Genomic DNA, 21,241 nt, shown 5'->3' on the forward strand with positions numbered 1-21,241 from the left:
CAACAAAACGTTATTGCATCATTTCGTCAGGTAGTGGTACCTCAATACAGGCACAGAGGATGGCTACTAACTGGCGTTCGGCTGGCGAAATCACCCCGTCCGCACGGACGGTGTTGAGCCATTGGTTAATGAGTTTTTCTTTTGCCAGTGGCGCCCAGCCGCGACAGGTATTTAACGCTAAACTCAGATTTTCTCGGTCCACTTCTTGGCCAGCGTCGGTTTGCTCGAGGGCTTTCACTGTTTGATCAAACGCTTCCTGATTATCGATGGTTGCTTTGTAACGTGATTTCGGCAGTAACTGGCGTGCCAGTAACTGATGTAAGCCCCAGTGGAACAAATCGTGGCTTGATGCCATCGCATCCAAATCTTTCAGCAAATTCAGGCGTGCGGCTTCAGGCGCTTGGCGAATGGCCGGCACGGCCAATTCCACTAACGCCAATTGCTGCGCGGGTTTGAGTCCCTCTAATAAAGCATTAGGTTCCTGGAGCAATTGACCGATGACCAAGTCATGCACGAGGCGAGGGGCTTGTTCGGGGCTACGTACTTGCTCGAGCAATACTGCAGGTAGAGCCAGTAACGCAAGTTTACTGAGAGCCTCGGGGCGTGGTCGACTAGCGGCCTGATGTTCATCTTCGGTGCGCCCGCGTGCTTTACGCGGCTCTGGGTAGTGACCATTCCAGTTCGGTTCCAGTCGCTTGATACGTTTCTCCAGTGGTGGATGCGTCGCCATCATGCCAAACCAGTGTTTTAAGGCTTCGCCAAAGAACAGGTGGGCTGCTTCATCGGCATTCCGATGGTGCACGCGGCTGCCATACTCGCGTGCGCCAATTTGTTTCAAAGCGCCAGATAGCGCATCAGGATTACGCGTGAATTGCACCGCGGCGGCATCAGCGAGGTACTCACGCTGACGGCTAACGGCCGACTTAATCACATTGCCGAAGAAGACGCCAATGCCGCCAATGATCATCAGACCGATCCCCACCAGCGGTAGTGCGTTGCGATTGTTGTTGCTGCGTGAACTACCTTGCCCGGAATACAACAGAATGCGACCTAAATGAGCAATCGCGAGAATTCCCGCAAGGGCAGCAATGAGCCGAATATTAAGGCGCATGTCACCGTTCAAAATATGGCTATACTCATGCGCGACCACGCCTTGCAATTGCTCGCGTGAAAAGGTTTCCACGGCGCCTCGGGTCAAGCCAATCACGGCATCACGGGTGTCGTATCCAGCGGCAAAGGCATTAATATTGCCTTCGTTCGGCAAAATATACACGTCGGGCACCGGCATATTGGCCGCAATGGCCATTTCTTCCACCACATTCAGCACACGACGTTCGACCGGATCGGTGGTGTTGGTGGAAATCAACTGACCGCCTAAATGCTCTGCGACCACGCGACCGCCACTCTTAAGTTCGAGCCACTTGATCAGCATGACGACCAGAATCCCACCACCGACGATGGTAATCACCCAAAGTAGGGGTTCGAGACTGAGGGTATACCCGCCACTACCGTTGTCAGACACGCCACCCATAATAAAGGCGGCGACCAAGGTCACGCCGCCAACGATGAGCGTAAATGCGAGGAAAAAAAGCAGCACCAACAGCCCGGTATTACGTCTCGCTTGCTGTTGGTGTTCAAAGAAATTAACCATGCGTGAGACGACTTAGAAATTAACTTTCGGAGCGGCTTGAATTTCAGCACTATCGGCAAATTCAAGTAAGCTCGCATCTTTGCTGTGGCCGAAGAAGCTGGCAAAAAAGACCGGCGGGAATGACTGGCGATAGGTGTTGTAGCTCATCACCGCATCGTTAAAGGCTTGGCGCGCGAATGCCACCCGGTTTTCAGTGCTGGTGAGCTCTTCCGAGACTTGCATCATGTTCTGATTCGCTTTCAAATCAGGGTAAGCTTCCATCACCACGTTCAAGCGACCTAAAGCACCACCGAGCGCACTTTCTGCGCCACCAAGTTGTTGCATGGCATTGGCATTGCGTGGGTCTTGTGCGGCTTGAGGTAGCGCGGCAGCGGCTTGGTTACGGGCTTGAATGACAGCTTCGAGGGTCTCGCTCTCGTGCTTTAAGTATGCTTTCGCAGTTTCCACTAAGTTTGGAATAAGGTCGTAACGACGTTTGAGTTGCACTTCAATTTGCGCGAAGGCATTTTCGAATTGGTTTTTGAGACGGACGAGTTTGTTGTAAATACTGATGAGGTATACAAACAAAACGACCGCGACAATGATAATAATCCAGCTGGTACTCATGAAAACTGTCCTCGTTGTTAAGATGTCGCACCGAAAAAAGCAACATGCTATGCTTTCGCGTCATTCGCAAGTGATTTTTATGTGACCCAACCGGCGCTACGTTATGACCACAACCTCCGCTGACGGAAATTTGTTTATTGTTGCTGCACCTAGTGGTGCAGGTAAATCTAGTTTAATTCGCGCGCTCCTTGAACGCCACACTGATGGTAGCATGCAAGTCTCGGTGTCATGCACCACCCGCGCTCCGCGTCCAGGTGAAGAGCATGGTGTACATTACCACTTTCTTGATGTTGCCACGTTTCAGCGCAAAATCGAAGAAAATGAATTTTATGAGTGGGCCAAAGTATTTGATAACTACTATGGCACCTCACGCCGGGTGATTGAAGAGACCTTAAGCCAAGGGATTGATGTTTTTCTTGATATCGATTGGCAGGGTGCTCGACAAGTCCGTGAAGCCTACCCGCAAGCACAATCCATTTTTATTGTGCCGCCGAGCCTTGAGGTTTTAGAGCACCGCTTACGCCATCGTGGTCAAGATAGTGATGAAGTGATTGCTGGGCGAATGTCGAAGGCACAAGCAGAAATGTCGCATTATCATGAGTTTGATTACTTATTGGTCAATGATGATTTCGACGAAACCCTCGCGAATTTGGAGCATATTGTTTTAGCGCGACGCCAACGAATGGCATTGCAGCAGGCGCGACATGCGGCTAAACTCAAAGATCTCTTGGCGAATGACGGGTAAATCCGTATAATTCATAACCCATTTTGTCATCGCAATCATTATTTAAGTTGGAGTAACTATGGCGCGCGTAACTGTAGAAGAAGCTGTTGATCGTATTGGTAATCGGTTTGACCTGGTTTTGGTCGCCTCGCGTCGTGCACGTCAACTAGCCACCCAAGGCAAAGAAGCTATGGTGCCTTGGAAGAATGAGAAAGCGACTGTTGTTGCCTTGCGTGAGATTGAAGAAGGCTTGATTGATGCCGCACGTTTGGACGTTGAAGAACGTTCAGAAATGGCGCAGCAAGAAGCTGAAGAACTTGCTGCTGTTGATGCGATTCGTGGTCTTGAGTAACGCGGGTGTATTTATTCGAAGGGCTGCGGCAACAACTCGCCGAGTACTTACCGCCTGAACAGGTGCAACGTTGTGCTGCGGCCTTCCAATTGGCCGCAGAAGCACATAAAACGCAAAAACGCCGTAGTGGCGAACCTTACATCACCCATCCTGTAGCTGTCGCCGGCATTCTGGCCGACATGCGCCTCGATCATGAAACCATTATGGCAGCCTTGCTCCATGACGTGATCGAAGATACTGAATTTACGCAAGAAGATTTGGCGGAACAGTTCGGCGCTCCCGTTGCTGAGCTGGTGGAAGGCGTCTCGAAACTCGACAAGTTGAAGTTTGACTCGAAAGAAGAGCTGCAAACGGAAAACTATCGCAAAATGATCATGGCCATGGTGCATGACATTCGGGTGATTTTGATCAAACTTGCGGACCGCACGCACAACATGCGCACCATAGGCCATCTGCGGCCGGATAAGCGCCGTCGTATTGCGCGCGAAACCCTTGAAATCTATGCGCCGCTCGCCCATCGTCTGGGTATTCATGACATTAAAAATGAGCTTGAGCTGCATGGTTTTTATGCCCTTTATCCGTGGCGAGCGAAACTGTTAGAGTCGCAAGTGAAGCAAGCGCGCGGGAACCGTCGTGAGCTGGTCGAACGGGTTCAAACTGAAGTTGAAACGCGCCTGCGGGATCACGGCATTCAGGCTCGCGTCATGGGGCGTGAAAAGCATCTGTACAGCATCTATAAAAAAATGCTGAGCAAAGAGTTACAGTTTGAACAGGTGATGGACATTTACGCGTTTCGCGTCATCGTGGATGAAGTGGATACCTGTTATCGCGTACTCGGCGCCTTGCATAATTTGTACAAGCCGATCGAAACGCGCTTTAAAGATTATATTGCCATTCCAAAGTCGAATGGGTATCAGTCGTTACATACCTCTTTGAAGGGGCCGCACGGGATTCCGGTTGAGATTCAAATTCGTACGGAAGAGATGAATTTGATGGCGGACCGAGGGGTTGCGGCGCATTGGTTGTATAAGACCGATGAAAGTACAGGAACCACGGCGCAAGTGCGCGCGCGTCGTTGGATGCAAAGCTTGTTAGAGCTGCAACAAAGTACCGGGAATGCGTTTGAGTTTATTGAAAACGTGAAGTCTGAGCTGTTCCCAGAAGAAATTTATGTGTTCACCCCTGAGGGACGCATTATTGAGTTGCCGCAAGGTGCCACTGCGGTCGACTTTGCCTATGCAGTGCATACCGACATTGGCAATACTTGTATTGGCGCTCGGGTGAATCATAAAGTGCATTCACTTAGTAAACCGCTAGAGACCGGGCAGACGGTTGAAATTAAAACTGCGCCGGGTTCGCGTCCGAATATTGCCTGGTTGAACTTTGCGGTAACCGGTAAGGCGCGGGCGAAAATTCGTCAGTATTTGAAAGGTCAAGAAACGCGCGAAGCAGAACAGCTTGGTGAACGTCTGCTCCGCGCCGCATTAGGGCCGGTGAATTATAATGATATCGCACCTGAAGAGTTCGCGCGGGTGTGTGCTGAGGTGAAGGTTGAATCACAAACCCAACTGTTACGCGAGATCGGCTTAGGCAATATGATGTCGGTGGCGATTGCGAAACGCCTGCTTGGCGAAATGCAGCAGTTGAAAGACGAGCAACAAAGCACCGGCGGTAGCGGGTTATCGATCAAGGGTGCTGAGGGTTTGTTGGTGAGTTTTGCCAAGTGTTGCCGTCCGATCCCAGGTGATGAAATTATTGCTCATGTCAGCCCAGGTAAAGGCTTAGTTATTCACCGTCAGGAGTGTAAGAACGTGCGTGGTCATGAAGATGAACCAGGGCGTTACTTCCCGGTGCAGTGGGACAATAAGCCGAACGCCGAGTTTATTACCGAAGTACGGGTGGAAGTGGTCAATCATCAAGGCGCGTTGGCAAAATTGACCTCAGCAATTGCGGCGACGGGTTGTAATATCCATGGTCTGAAAACAGAAGAGGTTGACGCCAATATCTACTATATTGATGTGGCTTTGACCGTTCATGATAGGAAGCAGCTTGCCGATGTACTGCGTTATATTCGCAAGATGCCTGATGTGCAACGCGTTGCGCGTTTAAGGAAGTAACATGTCAAAAGTAATTATTAATACAGAGAATGCCCCAGCGGCGATTGGCACCTATTCACAAGCGGTGAAAATTGGGACGACGGTGTATTTGTCAGGCCAAATCCCATTGGTTCCAGAAACGATGGAATTCATTAGTGAAGACTTCCGTGCTCAAGCGGTGCAAGTGTTTAAGAACTTGACCGCAGTGTGTGAAGCCGCTGGTGGTGAATTACAGGATATGGTGAAAGTACAGATTTACTTAACCGATCTGGGCCAATTCCCAATCGTGAATGAAGTGATGGCTGAGTTCTTTAAAACACCTTACCCCGCGCGCGCCGCAATCGGTGTAAAAGCCTTACCAAAAGGCGCGCAGATTGAAATTGATGGCGTCATGGAACTACCGAGCACCAACTAAGGGGTGCCCGTTACTGGAGCCTCTCGAGCTTCGAGAGGCTTACGCCAAAGAATCATCGCCAAAGCAACGCCTGCCAGAATAAAGCAATAGCCTGTATGTAAGCTGACCTGCAATGGCGACAAACCAAAACTAGCTCCCATCAATAGCGCTTGCGCACCATAAGGTAGCGCGCCTTGCACGACACAGGCAAAGATATCGAGCAAACTCGCACTTTGGCGTGGTGCCAAGTTACCTTGTTCTGCAAGCTTTTTGCTAACCTCCCCAGAAAGTAAGATGGTTACCGTATTATTGGCGACCGCGAAGTTGGTCAAGCCAGTTAAGCCAGCCACCCCAAAGGCTGCACGTTGCTGCGGGTGTTTAAACAACCGCTTGGTGACCTTGGTAACACTGTCGGCTAGAAACTTTAAGCCACCTTGTTGGCGGATCAGTGCTGAGAGGCCACCGATGAGTAAGCTTAACAAGAAGATCTCTTGCATGCTGGTGAAGCCTTTGTAGATATCTTGGCTGAATTGTACCCACTCGTAATCGACGGTGAACATGCCAAAACCTGCGGCCAGGGCAATACCTAGCGAGAGCACTGCGAAGACGTTTAACCCCATCACCGCGAGCACAATAATGAAGAAGTAAGGCAGGCTCAGCCAAAGGTTCGCATCAGGCGCTTTTGGCGGCACGTTGCCGGTGTCGTAGGTAAGTAACCAAATGATGGTAAGGGCGGCCGCTGGTAAGGCTATCTTCAAGTTCGCTTTGAACTTGTCGCTCATGTTGCAGCCTTGCGTACGAGTCGCTGCAATGGTGGTATCAGAAATAATCGAGAGGTTATCCCCAAACATCGAGCCGCTAACCAATACGCCGGCAAGCAATGCCAAGTCAATATCGGCTGCTTGACCGAGGCCTAAGGCAACAGGGGCTAAAGCAGCGAGCGTTCCCATTGAGGTGCCCATGGCCGTTGAAATAACTGCGGCGATGATGAACAGCCCAGGTAATAAGAAGCTGGCAGGGATCACGTGCAAACCTAAGGCAACCATGGCATCGACACCACCGGTCGCTGCTGCGACTGTGGAGAAAGCTCCCGCAAGCAAATAAATCATGCACATGGTGACAATATTGCGATCACCAACGCCAGCGACGAAGGTATTGATACGCTCTTCAAATGCTTGGCGGCTTAACAGTACAGCCAAAATAATCGCCGGAAGAATGGCGACCGGACTTGCCAACTGATAAAACGCCATCTCGACACCAGCGGACTGGAAGTAAATACCAGCACCGAGAAAGAGGGCAAGAAAAACACCTAAAGGAAGAAGTGCACGGGCACTGGCTGCTTCGCTCATGATCTGATTAACCTATAATTTCTTTTAGACGTCCAGAAGCTTATATGTCTTATGCTTACAACGCAAGCACTTGCGCCGCATTACTGGTTGCCAATTCTCCTCACTTCGTCATACTGAATGGCATCTTGTTCGATGTATCACGCAAGGATTGTTATGAGCCCAGATGAACTGCATTTGCAACTTCGCAATTTGCGTACGGAAGATTATCCGCAACTCAAAGCCTTAATGGATCGGGTTTACCCTGATATTGGGGGCGCTTGGGGTGAGCACACGATTTTAAAGCTCATTAAAGAGTTTGAAGAGGGACAAATTTGTCTTGAGGACAATGGCCAATTGGTAGGGGTCGCTCTGACTGTTCGCGTGAAGTATGCCCGTTTTAGTAACCCGCATACGTATGATGATTTGATGGATGCACGCGAAACGATCTTGAATGACCGTAAAGGCGATGCCTTATATGGTTTGGATGTGCTGATTCATCCTGACTACCGTGGCTTCCGGCTGGGTCGTCGTTTATACGACGCTCGTAAAGAGCTCTGCCGCCAACTGAATTTAAAGGCTATTTTAGCCGGCGGCCGGATCGTGAACTTCCATAAGTACGCTGAAGAATTAACCCCTGGGCAGTACATCGAGGCCGTGCATCGTCGTGAAGTTTATGATCCTATTTTAACCTTCCAACTGGCTAATGATTTCACCGTGAAGCGTTTGCTAGGGAAGTACTTACCTGAAGACAAGCGCTCCGTTGGTTTTGCCACCTTGTTGGAATGGAATAACTTTTTGTATGAGCCATCCGATAATATCCTCGGCAGTCGCATTCGTAACGTGCGTGTCGGTGCGGTGCAGTGGCAAATGCGCGAGATTAACTCGGTTGAGGAGATGCTCAAACAGGTCGAGTATTTTGTCGATGCCATTTCCAACTACCAAAGCGACTTTGCTGTCTTCCCAGAGTTTTTTAACGCCCCGCTAATGGGACTCACCGATCAAAGCCGACAAAAAGATGCGATTCGCTTTTTGGCAGGTTTTACTGAGCGTTTTAAGCGGGAAATGTCGCAGATGGCGGTTAGCTATAACGTCAATATCATTACCGGTTCGATGCCGCTCGATGAAGACGACGTGATTTATAACGTGTCGTATCTGTGTCGTCGTGATGGCACCGTCGAAGAACAACGTAAGATTCATGTCACCCCACATGAAAAGCGCGACTGGGTTATTGAGGGCGGTAACCATGTGCAAGTATTCGACACCGATGCTGGCAAGGTCGGTATTTTGATTTGCTACGATGTCGAGTTCCCTGAATTAGGGCGTCTGATGGCGGCAGAAGGGTTGGAAATTTTGTTCGTACCGTTTTGGACCGACACGCAAAACGCTTATCTACGCGTGCGCCATTGTGCCCAAGCTCGCGCTGTTGAGAATGAATGCTACGTGGTGACCTGTGGTAGTGTCGGCAACTTACCGCAAGTGGAAAGTTTAGATGTACAGTACGCACAATCTGCAGTATTTTCCCCGTCCGATTTTGCATTCCCGTACGATGCAATTTTAGCGGAGACGACGCCAAATACGGAGCAGCTCATTTTTTCAGATTTAAATCTCGATGAACTGCGCTACTTGCATCACGAAGGTTCGGTGACCAACTTAAAAGATCGCCGGACAGATATCTATGAAGTGACCCGAAAATGGTAGTTTCGAAGTAATAAAAATTAGAAAAAATAACAGAACAAAGAGGATCTATTATGGCGGTAAAACTACTTCCCCCTGCGGATGACGCCTATAACTACCCGTTGTTGATTAAGCAATTGTTGCTTTCTGCAGAGCGGTACGCTGGTGATAATGAAATCGTTGGTGGCAATAACGGTAAGCGCTATAGCTATGCAGAGTTTGTTGAGCGCGTGCATCGGTTAGCCAATGTGCTTACAGAGGCGGGCGTTAAAGAAGGTGATACCGTGGCAGTGTTGGACTGGGACACACCGCGTTACCTTGAGTGCTTTTTTGCGGTACCGATGATCGGTGCGGTATTGCACACGGTGAACGTGCGTTTAGCGCCAGAACAAATAGTCTATACCATGAACCATGCGCATGATGACCTAGTGTTAGTGCATGACGATTTCTTACCGTTAATTGCCAAGGTACAAGACGAGCTCACCACGGTGAAAGGTTACATTCAGTTGACCGATGCGGAGCAGGCACCGCAGGCACCGATGACGACGATCGGTGACTACGAAACATTACTCGCTGCAGCATTACCGGAGTTTGATTTTCCTGATTTTGATGAAAACGCTATCGCGACGACCTTTTATACGACGGGGACGACAGGTAATCCGAAAGGCGTGTTCTTTACCCACCGTCAATTGGTGCTGCATACCTTAGCGTTGGCATCGACCACCAGTATGAACGACAACATGCAGTTGTTACAGGCATCGAGTGTGTACATGCCGATCACGCCAATGTTCCACGTTCACGCTTGGGGCGTTCCTTATGTCGCAACGATGATGGGACTGAAACAGGTCTATCCTGGTCGTTATGAACCGGCAAGCTTAGTACGACTGTTTGCCACTGAAAAAGTTACGTTCTCCCATTGTGTGCCGACCATTTTGCAAATGGTATTGAGTAGTGAGAAAGCCAAAGCGATCGACTTCAGCGGCTGGCAAGTGCTGATTGGTGGTAGTGCTTTGACTGAGGGGCTAGCAAGTGCTGCCCTTGAGCGTGGCATTCAAGTTTACACCGGGTACGGGATGTCGGAAACCTGCCCATTGTTGAGCACGACATGGCTTCCGCAAAATGCGGCAGAGTTGAGCCATGATGAGCAGGTGCGCTTGCGCGTCAAAACCGGTAAGCCTGTGCCGTTAGTCAACATGCGTATTATTGATGAAAATGGTCGTTTCTTACCGCACGACGGTGAAGCTATGGGCGAGGTGGTGGTACGCACACCTTGGCTCACGCAAGGTTATTTGAACGAGCCGCAAAAGAGCAATGAATTGTGGGAAAACGGCTGGATGCATACTGGCGATGTCGGCAGTATTGAACCTTCGTACACTTTGCAAATTCGCGACCGTATTAAAGATGTCGTGAAAACCGGTGGTGAATGGGTTTCTTCTTTGGATATTGAAAACCTGATCAGTCAGCATCCAGCGGTGGAACTCGCGGCAGTGGTTGGTTTACCTGATGATGAATGGGGGGAACGTCCACACGCGGTGATCACCTTGCAAGCTGGCGCAGAAGTTGACTATGACGGCATCGTCGCGCATATGCAGCAGTTTATCGCAGAAGGTCATATCGAAAAGTGGGCCGTACCGGATACGGTGAAAATTGTTGATGAGATCCCACGTACCAGCGTTGGTAAAATCGATAAAAAGCGTATTCGCAGCGAACTTGCAGGCGACTAAATCAGGGCTTTGATAAAGGCGACCACACTCCGGCCTAAGGAGCTGTGGTCGTAGCCACCTTCCAGCATACCAATGACACGTCCTTCACAGTGTCGTTCAGCGAGTGCTTTCATTTGCTCAGCAAACCAAGCAAAGTCGGCTTCTCGCAGATTGAAGTTACCCATATCGTCTTCGGCATGGCCATCAAAGCCAGCAGAAATAAGAATGAGCTGCGGCTCAAAATGCTCGATAGCGGGTAACCAACGTTCACGTACTTCCTGTTGCCAATCGACACCTGTGGTACCTGCCGGCATGGGACTATTGATAATATGGGGGCTGACCGTATCGGCGCCGGTATCAGGGAAGAAGGGGTGTTGGAAAGACGAACACAACAGCACCCGTTCGTCGTTGAAGAAAATATCCTCTGTGCCATTGCCATGGTGCACATCGAAATCAAGAATTGCGACGCGTTCTAAACCGTGCTCAGACAGCGCATGCGTGGCAGCCACGGCAATATTATTGAAGATGCAAAAGCCCATGGCTTTGTCATAGCAGGCATGGTGTCCTGGTGGACGCACGATACAAAAGGCGCGTGGGTTCTCGCCAGCCATGACTTCATCGACAGCACTAATGCCGCAGCCGGCGGCATAAAGTGCTGCATCGAGGGAGCCTGGCGTCATTAAGGTATCGGGGTCAAGCCAGACATGCCCCTCACTGGGGGCTTTGGCGAACACTTCGTTGACATAATTAGCGGCGTGGGCGTGATAGAGCTGTTCCTTACTCGCTTTGTCGCCATCGCGTTGGATAATCGCGAGCTCCAAACCTGAGCGAATAATTTGATCATTGATCGCTCCCAACCGAGCAGGTTCTTCAGGATGAATCTCGGTGACTTGGTGCTGCATGCATTGCGGGTGACTAAATACGACCACGGACATCTTAAGCTGCTCCTGCCAAGGGCCGTTTCAACAAGACTTCGCCAAGCTCTTCGCTTGGCATGCGTTTAAATCCAGCACGCTCGAACACCGCGAGCATTTTGGTGTTTTCCGCACGTACATAAGCATGCATGGCTGTTAAGCCGCGCTGCTCGGCAATACGGATCATCTCTTCCAATAACCGGCTTGCCATGCCTTTGCCTTGGTACACTTCACGGGTGACAAAGGCGACCTCACAACTGTTATCGTGAGGCAAGTAGTAATAGCGACCGACGGCTTGGATCTCTGCTGCAGAGCCTTTTTGGCGCACGATGCACAGGGCTAAGTCAGAAGATTGATCAACACTCACCAAGGTACAGGACTTTTCACGACTCATTTGAGTTGGCACAGTGTTGTAACGCATCTGCAGCGTTTCTTTGGTGTGCGAATAAAAGAACTCTTGTAGGCGCCGCTCATCACTTGGGTTTAAAGGCCGGAGGTCGAAGTATTCGCCACCAATACATAGCTCTTTAAAGCCGACGGGACCAAGCTCAGGCACCTCCACAGACTTAATTGTTTGATAATTCGGCACATAGTAATGCTGGCGCACTTCATCAAGCAGTTGTTGGCGGAACTTGGGGTGAGCCACACGGATCAGTTCTAATGCCCGTTCACGAATACTCTTGCCGCGCAACGAAGCCACGCCAAACTCGGTGACAACGTAGTAAACATGCGCGCGTGAGGTTGCGACACCGACACCTTCGGTAAGGTGGGGGACGATACGTGAAATGGTGCCGTCTTTCGCGGTTGAAGGTAGCGCAATGATCGGCTTCCCGCCTTTACTCATTGACGCCCCGCGACTGAAGTCAACGTGCCCACCAATACCGCTGTAGAACTGATGCCCAATCGAGTCGGAGACCACCTGCCCAGTGAGATCGACCTCGATGGCACTGTTGATGGAAATCATATTGTCGTTGCGGGCGATATTGGCCGGTGAGTTCACATACTCACTTGGATAAAAGCCAATGTGTGGATTGCCATCAACAAAGTCGTAGAGTGTCTGACTACCAATACAGAAGCTGGTCACAGCTTTATGCTGGTGGTAGGTCTTGCGGCGGTTATTTATAACACCTTTTTGCATCAATTCCATGATGCCATCGGTGATAAGTTCGCTGTGTACACCTAGGTCATTGTGGTTGCCAAGATAGCGGAGGACGGCATCACAAATATTACCAAAACCGATCTGTAAGGTCGCACCATCTTCAATCAGTAAGGACACGTACTGGCCGATACGTTCGGTAACGGCGTCTAGTTCCGGAGCGGCAATTTCAGGAAGTGATGCTTCAGCTTCAAAGAACGCATCGATTTGGCCTTTGTGAATAAACGCTTGGCCAAACGTGACCGGCATTTGTGGGTTCACTTGGGCGATCACCTTTTTCGCCGAGCGCAACGCCGCTGAGACGATATCTACCGACACTCCTAACGAGTGATAGCCGTACTTGTCAGCTGGGCTGACCATGATTAGGGCCGCATCGAGCGGTAAAATGCCCTCTTGAAAAAGCGAAGGAATATCGGACATAAAACAGGGCGTGTAATCAGCGCGGCCTTCAGCCACGGCGGTGCGCACCTGCTCTCCACCGATAAATAACGTATTGACCTTAAATTGTTGGGTGTACTCTGGTTCGGCCCATTGGTTGTCGCCTAAGGCATACACCTGAACAATTTCGATATCGTGCAAGTGGCGGCTGTGCGCCATCAAGTCACGAATTAAGGCATGAGGCACCGCGGCATGCGAGCCGAGAAAAATGCGGCTACCTGACTTCAAGAGTTGTGACCAATTGACGCGTTGACCGTCGTTTGTTGTCAGTTGCTGCGATGTCCCCATACCAGTCTCTCCTATACTGAGCGGATTAGTTCGCTTCGTAATCCATGACCCAGTTGACGTATAACTCAGTGCCCACTTTCAATGCGTCTTCATCGGCATAAAAGAACGGAGAGTGGTTGCTCGGTGCTGTCGCTGCATCTTGGTCAGGTGGTGTGATACCAAGAAACACAAACAGTCCTGGCACTTCTAAGGCGTAAAATGAGAAGTCTTCAGCCCCTGTGACCAGAGCGTTCACATGTACCTTATCGTTACCTGCGACACGCTCCATGGTTGGGAGCATTTGGCGAGTAAGTTCAGGGTTATTAATGGTCACCGGATAACCTTCATTGATGTGCACGTGTGCTTCAGCGCCTGAACTCGCCGCAGTGTGCTCTGCAGTAGTTTTGAGTTTCTCAAAAATCTGTGCGCGGTTATCCATATCGAAGTTGCGGATGGTGCCTTCAAGATAAACACTGTCGGGAATAATGTTGTTACGCACGCCGCCTTCAACGATACCGAAGCTCACCACAGCAGGTGCCTTGGTAATGTCAATTTGACGGCTGATCACCGTTTGCGTGTTGTTGATGATCTGCGCCGCAGCAACGATAGGGTCAACGCCGCCCCATGGTCGTGAACCGTGGGTCTGACGACCTTTAACGTTAATTTCAAAGCGGTCTGATGAGGCCATAAGTGGACCTTCACGATAGCCGATATGGCCTGTGGTGCCGGCAGACCAGACGTGAATACCAAAGACTGCGTCAGGGGTCAGGTCACTAAACAAACCCTGCTCGAGCATGAGCTCAGCACCACCTTCCTCACCCTTAGGCGCCCCTTCTTCAGCAGGTTGGAAAATAAACATCACGGTGCCAGCGATGTCGTCTTTCATTGCTGCCAGTTGTTGTGCTGCGCCCATTAGCATCGCCACGTGTAAGTCGTGACCACAGGCATGCATAACGCCAACTTCTTCACCGCGATACTCGCCTTTGGCGGTGGATTTAAAAGGGATGTCCGTTTGTTCGGTAACAGGTAAAGCATCCATATCAGCACGCAAGGCTACGACAGGTCCCGGTTTGCCACCTTTTAAAATACCGACCACGCCAGTGTGTGCAATACCTGTTTGCACCTCCATGCCAAGCCCTTCAAGGTGTTCAGCAACAAGTTTCGAGGTACGGAATTCGCGATTACTGAGTTCTGGGTGTTGGTGTAAATCACGACGCCATTCGATCACTTGTGCTTCTAAATCAGCAGAAATACGCACAGGTTCTTGCGCGAAGCTGGGTGCTGACGCAGCAAAGGTGCAGGTCGCAAGGGCAAGGAGGGAGCGTTTAAACATGGCAAATCACCTTTTTGAGTTGTTATGAGATGTGATTTGAGTATGCCTTTTTGTGTTTTAGTTTGCCAATACGGCTTTTGTCGTAGCTGCAACGAATAAGGGATAATCGGGCGGTGGTGCGACCACTGCAATCGTTTCACCTTGGTAAGTAAAGGCTAACTTCCAAGCGTGCAGATGAAGGTTGGCGTGGGGTTCACCGCCGTAGCGTTGATCGCCGACGATAGGAACCCCCAAACTTTTCAAAGCGACCCGCAACTGGTGGGTGCGGCCAGTGGTTGGTTTTAGGAGATAAAGACGATAGCTAGGGGCTATGGTATGACTCACAAATTGCGTCCGTGCCGGGTTTTCTTTGCGATGACTCAGTCGCCAGTTGCCGCGGCGTGCTTTTTCCATGTCACCGATAATCCAACCTTGCTTTTTCTTGGGTTTGCCAGCGGCGATGGCCAAATAGGTTTTGGCGATGCTTCGTTCAGCGAACTGCTGACTTAAAGCTTTTGCCGCTGCAGCATTACGCGCAACCAGCAGCGCGCCTGAAGTTGGGGTATCGAGGCGATGCACCGGCCATAAGCGTTCGCCGAGCTGGTCCGCCAATTGATGAACAATGCTTGGTTCATGGTCATTGGCATGCATAGGTGCGCCGGCGGGCTTATTTAGCACGTAAAAATCAGGGTGTTGAAACACTAGGGTTAACTCACGCATGCCGTTATACTCTTAAAAAACTCATTCGTTTCGTTGTGCGATTGTGCGCTAGCCTTTGCCATGCGCCAAGCAGCAAACTTTAGGTAAGTTATGTCACCAGAACGTTATGCTCGAATCAATGCTCTGCTTGACCAGCGTCAGCCCGATCTTACGCTTTGTCTTGAGAGTGTCCACAAAAACCATAATTTGTCTGCCCTCATTCGCACCGCGGATGCAGTGGGCTTACATGATGTACATGCAGTCTGGTTTGATCGGCGCGGGAAAGTGAAAGGTGGCACAGCGATGGGCTCACAGCAGTGGGTAAAAGTACACCATCACTCCAGCACTGAAGAAGCCTTTGCGGCGTTAAAGCAACAAAATATGCAGGTGTTGGTGACACACTTGTCGCCGTCGGCAGTGCACTTTCGTGAAATTGATTATACCAAGCCGACCGCCATTTTATTCGGGCAGGAGAAGAAAGGTGTCTCGGAACAGGCCCTTGCATTGGCAGATAAACATGTTGTGATCCCTATGGTGGGCATGGCTGAGTCGTTAAATGTATCGGTAGCGGCAGCAACCATTCTTTATGAAGCGCAACGTCAACGCGAAGCCGCGGGCATGTATGCACAACCGCGTTTGAGTGCCGCCGAACGTCATCGGGTTCTCTTTGAAGGGGGCCATCCGATTTTTGCGAAAATTTGCCGCCGTAAAAACTTGCCGTACCCACCACTGGATGCGCAAGGGCAAATTGCTGCCGATGAGACGTGGTGGCAGGCGATAAGGTCAGCGTAACATGCAATCTGGACTGCATAAGATACCCTTAACTGTCTTAAAAGGCGTAGGACCGAAACTGCAAGAGCGTCTGATGAATAAGTTAGGCCTCGAGAATTTGCAGGATGTGCTGTTGCACTTGCCGCTACGGTATGAAGATCGTTCAAGGATTTACCCCATTGCGGCGCTACAGCCTGGAACTAGTGCGACAGTGATCGCCCATGTCGTGAGTGCCGATGTGGTCTACGGACGCCGCAGAATGCTCAAAGTGAAAGTACGCGATGCCAGTGGTGGTCTGAACCTGGTCTTTTTCCAATTTAGTGCGGCACAACTGAAGCAGTTTGCCCAAGGTACTCAATTACAGCTGTTTGGTGAAGCACGACGTGGACAGCATGGCCCAGACATGATTCACCCGGAGTATAAAATCATTGAGGGTGAAGCCCCACGGTTGGCGGCACAGACACTCACCCCCGTGTACCCAACCACCGAAGGGGTACAGCAAGCTACTTTGCGGAAACTCAGTGAGCAAGCCCTCACTTATTTGAATGATAAGGTCTTACCTGAACTAATGCCGGAGGCGTTGCGACCGCAGGGGATGGAGCTGACTGCTGCGATTCGACTGCTGCACCGACCACCGCTGGATGTTAGTTTGACTCAGCTACAAGATGGCACTCACCCGGCCCAATATCGCTTGGCGATGGAAGAGTTAATTGCGCATCAACTCAGTTTATTAAAGTTGCGTGAAATTAAACAACAGCACCCAGCACGCGCACTGAAAGCGAATCCGCAACTTGAACAACGCTTTTTGGCACAGTTACCTTTCCAACCCACTGCGGCACAACAACGTGTCGTCACAGAGCTGCAGCAAGACTTAGCCCTGCCAATGCCGATGATGCGCTTGGTTCAAGGTGATGTTGGAGCGGGGAAAACGCTCGTCGCTGCGCTGGCGGCCTTAACGGCTATTGGTGAAGGCGCGCAAGTCGCGTTAATGGCGCCGACGGAAATTTTAGCCGAGCAGCATGCGCTTACGTTCCAGCAATGGTTTGCGCCACTCGGCATTCAGGTGGAACTGTTGATTGGCAAGCACACTGCGAAGCAGCGTAAAGCGACCTTAGCCGCACTGGCCAACGGCACGATTCAAATGTTAGTGGGCACTCACGCGCTCTTTCAAGCTGAGGTGACCTATCAAAACCTTTCTTTAGTGATTATTGATGAGCAGCACAGATTTGGTGTGCATCAACGTTTAGAATTGCGTGAAAAAGGAGTGCAACAAGGCTATCAACCTCATCAGCTGATCATGACTGCGACACCGATCCCGCGGACCTTAGCGATGACTGCTTATGCGGATCTCGCGACCTCGATTATTGATGAGTTGCCACCGGGCCGAACGCCTGTTACCACGGTCGCAATTCCGGACACGCGTCGTGAACAAGTGATTGAAAGGGTTTACCAAGTATGTAATGAAGAACAGCGTCAAGCCTATTGGGTTTGTACGCTGATTGAAGAGTCTGAAACCTTGCAATGTCAGGCCGCAGAAGATACCGCGAATCAGTTGGCGGATGCTTTGCCTGATTTACGCATTGGCTTGGTCCATGGCCGCTTAAAAAGCGCTGAGAAAGATGCTGTGATGCAAGCGTTTAAAGCGCATGAGCTTGATCTTTTAGTCGCCACCACGGTTATTGAAGTAGGCGTGGATGTGCCAAACGCCAGCTTGATGATTATTGAAAATCCGGAGCGCTTGGGCTTGGCACAACTGCACCAGCTACGTGGACGCGTTGGCCGCGGTGCCGTAGCGAGTCATTGTGTGCTGTTGTATCACGCACCTTTGTCAAAAACAGCGACCCAAAGGCTGGGGGTCTTGCGTGATACCAATGATGGATTTGTGATCGCCCAAAAAGATCTTGAGTTGCGAGGGCCAGGCGAGTTACTTGGACAGCGACAAACTGGGGTGACCGAAATGCGGGTCGCAGATGTGATGAAGCATCAACATTTACTGCCAGAGGCCCAAGACATTGCACACACGCTGTGGCACGATTATCGACAAACATCGGAAGCGCTCATTCAACGGTGGTTACCACGCCGAGACCACTACGCCCAAGCGTGATTTCGTAGTACACTAGATGCTCATTTGAGAAAAGGCTAGATGATGAAAGATTCGAAGTCAGACACCATTGATTTTGGTTACCAGCAGGTGGCCAAAGAAGAGAAGCAAGGCCTTGTAGCCAATGTCTTTAATTCGGTGGCAAAAAAATACGACATCATGAATGACGTTATGTCGTTTGGTATTCACCGTCTTTGGAAGCGTTATACCATTGATTGCAGTGGTGTGCGTACGGGGATGAAAGTTCTCGACATCGCGGGTGGAACCGGCGATTTAACTGCGCAATTTTCGCGTCGCGTTGGGCCAACCGGTAACGTCGTATTGGCGGATATTAACCAAGCAATGCTTGATGTTGGGCGCGATAAACTCCGCAATATGGGGATTGTCGGGAATGTCGATTACGTTCAGGCAAATGCTGAAGAGCTGCCGTTTGAGGACGATGCATTCGATATCATCACCATCGCTTTTGGTTTACGCAACGTCACTGATAAGCAAAAAGCGCTGGAGTCGATGTTCCGTGTGCTGAAGCCCGGTGGACGTTTGATTGTGCTTGAATTCTCAAAACCTGTGCCGCCGCTGCTTTCGCAAGCGTATGACTTCTACTCGTTTAATGTGTTGCCGAAAATGGGACAGTTGGTCGCCGGTGATGCCGAAAGTTATCAGTACTTGGCCGAATCCATTCGAATGCACCCTGATCAAGAAACCTTGAAAGGGATGATGCAACAGGCTGGCTTTGAGCAGGTTACCTATGACAACTTGACCGGTGGTATTGTGGCCATGCACCGAGGGTTTAAATTTTAATGTTGTGGACGGTACTCCCTACACAGTTGATAGAGTTTGGTGCGCAGCAACTGCTAGCACTTGACCCGAGCAGTCAAGCTGAGCAGCAAAAGCTTGCTGGGCGACGTTTGCGCGTGACCTTAAAAGAGCTGGGTAAGCCACTTACGTTAACGGTGACAGAGACGCAGGTCTTGCTGAGCTGGATTGATACTGCTGAGGTGGACTGCCACATCATTACCGAGCTTGCGGTGTTACCTGAGTTGCGTGAAAGTGCCAATATCACCCGTTTGATTAAGGCGGATAAGCTCGACATCGAAGGTGATCCAATGCTGGCGCAGCAGCTCAGTAAGCTCTTTAGCGAGCGCGATATTGATTGGCCTGAGCAGCTGTCACAGCGCCTTGGCGATGTACCTGCGCAACTTATCGTCAGTGGGTTCCGCCGAGCACGCAAAGGTATTCAGCAGCTGCTACAAGATCAGCAGCAATGGGTGAAAGATGCGCTGGTAGAAGAGCAACGTGTAGTGCCAGCACGTGAGCATTTTGAGCAATTTCAACGCGAGGTGCAGGGGTTACGTGCACAGTTGGATAAACTCGAACGGCAATTACGGCAACAACGAGATTAATCATGCGAGCGAAGCGACTTTACCAAATCACCCGCACGTTTTTGCATTACGGTTTAAATGAACTGATTCCAGCGAAATGGATGCCGTGGTCAGTGCGGTTAGCCCGTTACGGTTTATTTTGGATCCCGAATCGTCACAAGCATCGCCCTGCTGGCGAACGTTTGCGTTTAGCGCTCGAATCACTTGGGCCGGTGTGGGTGAAGTTCGGGCAGATGCTTTCCACCCGCCGTGATTTGTTACCCCCCGATATTGCGTTGGAGCTGGCGAAGCTGCAAGACAAAGTGAAGCCATTTCCGGGCGCTCAGGCGCAACAATTGATCGAGAAAGCACTAGGCCTGACTTCGGTGGATGAGGCGTTTGACGACTTTTCGGTGACACCGTTGGCGTCTGCCTCAATCGCTCAAGTGCACACGGCACGTTTGAAGCACGGCGATGATGCGGGTGCGGATATTGTCATCAAGGTCATTCGGCCAGATATTCGCGCGGCGATTTCAGCCGATCTACGCCTGATGGAAACCTTAGCTGGTGTGTTGGCCAAACATTTACCGGATGGACGTCGTTTGAAGCCGCGCGAGGTGGTAAAGGAATATCGTAAAACCTTACTTGACGAGCTTGATCTCGCCCGTGAAGCCGCCAATGCAATTCAGTTACGCCGTAATTTTGAAGACTCGCCGTTACTTTATATTCCAAAAGTTTACAGTGATTACAGTCGTCACAACGTAATGGTGATGGAACGGATTAACGGTATCCCTGTTAGCGATGTTGAGACCCTAACCGCGCTTGGGGTTGATATGAAGAAACTCGCCGAACGTGGTGTTGAAGTGTTTTTCACGCAAGTGTTCCGCGATAGCTTTTTCCATGCCGATATGCACCCTGGTAATATCTTTGTGTCGCGTGAACATCCCGCTGATCCTCAATATTTAGGGATTGATTTTGGTATTGTCGGCACGTTAAACCGTGAAGATAAACGTTATCTTGCGGAAAACTTTTTAGCGTTCTTTAACCGTGATTACCGGAAAGTTGCAGAATTGCATGTGGATTCAGGCTGGGTGCCGAGCCATATTAACGTTGAGGAGTTTGAGTCGGCAATTCGGACTGTCTGTGAGCCGATTTTCAATAAGCCTTTGGCGGAGATTTCGTTTGGCCATGTACTGGTGAATTTGTTCAATACCGCCCGGCGCTTTGAGATGGAAGTGCAGCCACAGTTGGTGTTGCTGCAGAAAACCTTATTATATGTTGAAGGTTTAGGCCGTACCTTGTACCCGCAATTGGACCTTTGGCAAACCGCGAAACCGTTTCTTGAGCGCTGGATGCAGGAACAGTTAGGCTGGCGTGCCGTATTACGCTCGGTGAAGGAGCATGCGCCGTATTGGACTGAAAAGCTGCCGGAAATGCCAACCTTGCTTTATGATTATTTGCGGACGCAAAAAACACATGTTGCGCAACAGCGACAGGTTTCGACGGCGCTTATTGAGAGCCAGCGAGCAATGGCATGGCGCATTTGGTGGGGCGTTGCCAGTGGCGCAACTTTACTCACCAGCACGTTATTTTGGGTGACTGAACAGCATGTCGCTATGACAGCCGCGAGCTGTCTTGTGACTGTGGTAAGTATTTTTATGAGTTGGCGCACGCCGACCGCAACGAAATGAGGT

The 21,241-nt window shown here is 50.5% G+C and carries 18 protein-coding genes; 11 read left to right on the plus strand and 7 right to left on the minus strand.

Going from position 1 to position 21,241, the window contains the following annotated elements:
- Positions 1 to 10 precede the first annotated feature (10 nt).
- The gene (locus G535_RS0102645; RefSeq protein WP_026860646.1) at positions 11 to 1,651 is read right to left on the minus strand and encodes a M48 family metallopeptidase; all 1,641 of its coding nucleotides are present in this window, start codon (positions 1,649 to 1,651) and stop codon (positions 11 to 13) included.
- Between the two features lie 12 nt (positions 1,652 to 1,663).
- On the minus strand, positions 1,664 to 2,257 hold the full coding sequence (locus G535_RS0102650; RefSeq protein ID WP_026860647.1) for a LemA family protein: 594 nt from the start codon (positions 2,255 to 2,257) through the stop codon (positions 1,664 to 1,666).
- 103 nt (positions 2,258 to 2,360) lie between these two features.
- Here G535_RS0102650 and gmk point away from each other — a divergent pair, with 103 nt between their 5' ends.
- From gmk to G535_RS0102670, 4 genes are read left to right on the plus strand one after another with little or no spacing between them, the layout of a single operon-like run.
- Positions 2,361 to 3,002: a guanylate kinase gene (gmk, locus tag G535_RS0102655; protein WP_026860648.1), complete on the plus strand. Its 642-nt coding sequence runs from the start codon at positions 2,361 to 2,363 to the stop codon at positions 3,000 to 3,002.
- 58 nt (positions 3,003 to 3,060) lie between these two features.
- Entirely contained in the window at positions 3,061 to 3,333 is a 273-nt protein-coding gene (gene rpoZ, locus G535_RS0102660; protein WP_026860649.1) for a DNA-directed RNA polymerase subunit omega, read from the plus strand.
- Positions 3,334 to 3,338: 5 nt separating this feature from the next.
- On the plus strand, positions 3,339 to 5,450 hold the full coding sequence (gene spoT, locus G535_RS0102665) for a bifunctional GTP diphosphokinase/guanosine-3',5'-bis pyrophosphate 3'-pyrophosphohydrolase (protein ID WP_026860650.1): 2,112 nt from the start codon (positions 3,339 to 3,341) through the stop codon (positions 5,448 to 5,450).
- A 1-nt stretch (position 5,451) separates the two neighbouring features.
- The gene (locus tag G535_RS0102670) at positions 5,452 to 5,844 is read left to right on the plus strand and encodes a RidA family protein (RefSeq protein WP_026860651.1); all 393 of its coding nucleotides are present in this window, start codon (positions 5,452 to 5,454) and stop codon (positions 5,842 to 5,844) included.
- Here G535_RS0102670 and G535_RS0102675 read toward each other — a convergent pair.
- Entirely contained in the window at positions 5,841 to 7,172 is a 1,332-nt protein-coding gene (locus tag G535_RS0102675; RefSeq protein ID WP_026860652.1) for a Na+/H+ antiporter NhaC family protein, read from the minus strand. The two genes, G535_RS0102670 and G535_RS0102675, sit on opposite strands and share 4 nt — an antisense overlap.
- A gap of 153 nt (positions 7,173 to 7,325) precedes the next feature.
- Here G535_RS0102675 and G535_RS0102680 point away from each other — a divergent pair, with 153 nt between their 5' ends.
- On the plus strand, positions 7,326 to 8,849 hold the full coding sequence (locus G535_RS0102680; RefSeq protein WP_026860653.1) for a bifunctional GNAT family N-acetyltransferase/carbon-nitrogen hydrolase family protein: 1,524 nt from the start codon (positions 7,326 to 7,328) through the stop codon (positions 8,847 to 8,849).
- Between the two features lie 50 nt (positions 8,850 to 8,899).
- Positions 8,900 to 10,549 carry a long-chain fatty acid--CoA ligase gene (locus G535_RS0102685; RefSeq protein WP_034727383.1) on the plus strand — a complete coding sequence of 550 codons (1,650 nt, stop codon included), beginning with the start codon at positions 8,900 to 8,902 and terminating at the stop codon, positions 10,547 to 10,549.
- Here G535_RS0102685 and G535_RS0102690 read toward each other — a convergent pair.
- Genes G535_RS0102690 through G535_RS0102705 form a run of 4 tightly spaced genes read right to left on the minus strand, consistent with a single transcriptional unit; the run spans position 10,546 to position 15,335 of the window.
- The gene (locus G535_RS0102690; protein ID WP_026860655.1) at positions 10,546 to 11,463 is read right to left on the minus strand and encodes a histone deacetylase family protein; all 918 of its coding nucleotides are present in this window, start codon (positions 11,461 to 11,463) and stop codon (positions 10,546 to 10,548) included. The genes G535_RS0102685 and G535_RS0102690 overlap by 4 nt on opposite strands.
- A 1-nt stretch (position 11,464) precedes the next feature.
- The gene (locus tag G535_RS0102695; RefSeq protein ID WP_051206917.1) at positions 11,465 to 13,324 is read right to left on the minus strand and encodes a GNAT family N-acetyltransferase; all 1,860 of its coding nucleotides are present in this window, start codon (positions 13,322 to 13,324) and stop codon (positions 11,465 to 11,467) included.
- A 25-nt stretch (positions 13,325 to 13,349) separates the two neighbouring features.
- Positions 13,350 to 14,636, minus strand: coding sequence for an amidohydrolase (locus G535_RS0102700; RefSeq protein WP_026860657.1), 1,287 nt, complete (start codon positions 14,634 to 14,636; stop codon positions 13,350 to 13,352).
- Positions 14,637 to 14,693: 57 nt separating this feature from the next.
- Entirely contained in the window at positions 14,694 to 15,335 is a 642-nt protein-coding gene (locus tag G535_RS0102705; protein WP_026860658.1) for a TIGR01621 family pseudouridine synthase, read from the minus strand.
- Between the two features lie 90 nt (positions 15,336 to 15,425).
- Between G535_RS0102705 and trmH the strand changes: the two genes are divergently transcribed.
- Genes trmH through ubiB form a run of 5 tightly spaced genes read left to right on the plus strand, consistent with a single transcriptional unit; the run spans position 15,426 to position 21,238 of the window.
- A complete protein-coding gene (gene trmH, locus G535_RS0102710) occupies positions 15,426 to 16,106 on the plus strand; it encodes a tRNA (guanosine(18)-2'-O)-methyltransferase TrmH (RefSeq protein ID WP_026860659.1) in 681 nt (226 codons plus the stop codon).
- A gap of 1 nt (position 16,107) precedes the next feature.
- Positions 16,108 to 18,189 (plus strand): ATP-dependent DNA helicase RecG, encoded by a 2,082-nt coding sequence (gene recG / locus G535_RS0102715; RefSeq protein WP_026860660.1) that lies wholly within the window; start codon positions 16,108 to 16,110, stop codon positions 18,187 to 18,189.
- 42 nt (positions 18,190 to 18,231) lie between these two features.
- Positions 18,232 to 18,987 carry a bifunctional demethylmenaquinone methyltransferase/2-methoxy-6-polyprenyl-1,4-benzoquinol methylase UbiE gene (gene ubiE / locus G535_RS0102720; RefSeq protein WP_026860661.1) on the plus strand — a complete coding sequence of 252 codons (756 nt, stop codon included), beginning with the start codon at positions 18,232 to 18,234 and terminating at the stop codon, positions 18,985 to 18,987.
- A complete protein-coding gene (locus G535_RS0102725; RefSeq protein ID WP_026860662.1) occupies positions 18,987 to 19,589 on the plus strand; it encodes a ubiquinone biosynthesis accessory factor UbiJ in 603 nt (200 codons plus the stop codon). Before ubiE ends, G535_RS0102725 begins: the two co-directional genes overlap by 1 nt.
- A 2-nt stretch (positions 19,590 to 19,591) precedes the next feature.
- Positions 19,592 to 21,238 (plus strand): ubiquinone biosynthesis regulatory protein kinase UbiB, encoded by a 1,647-nt coding sequence (gene ubiB / locus G535_RS0102730; protein WP_034727387.1) that lies wholly within the window; start codon positions 19,592 to 19,594, stop codon positions 21,236 to 21,238.
- The last annotated feature ends 3 nt before the right edge of the window (positions 21,239 to 21,241 follow it).

Origin of the sequence: Pseudidiomarina sediminum DSM 21906 (assembly GCF_000423165.1) — a bacterium.
Lineage (GTDB): Bacteria > Pseudomonadota > Gammaproteobacteria > Enterobacterales > Alteromonadaceae > Pseudidiomarina > Pseudidiomarina sediminum.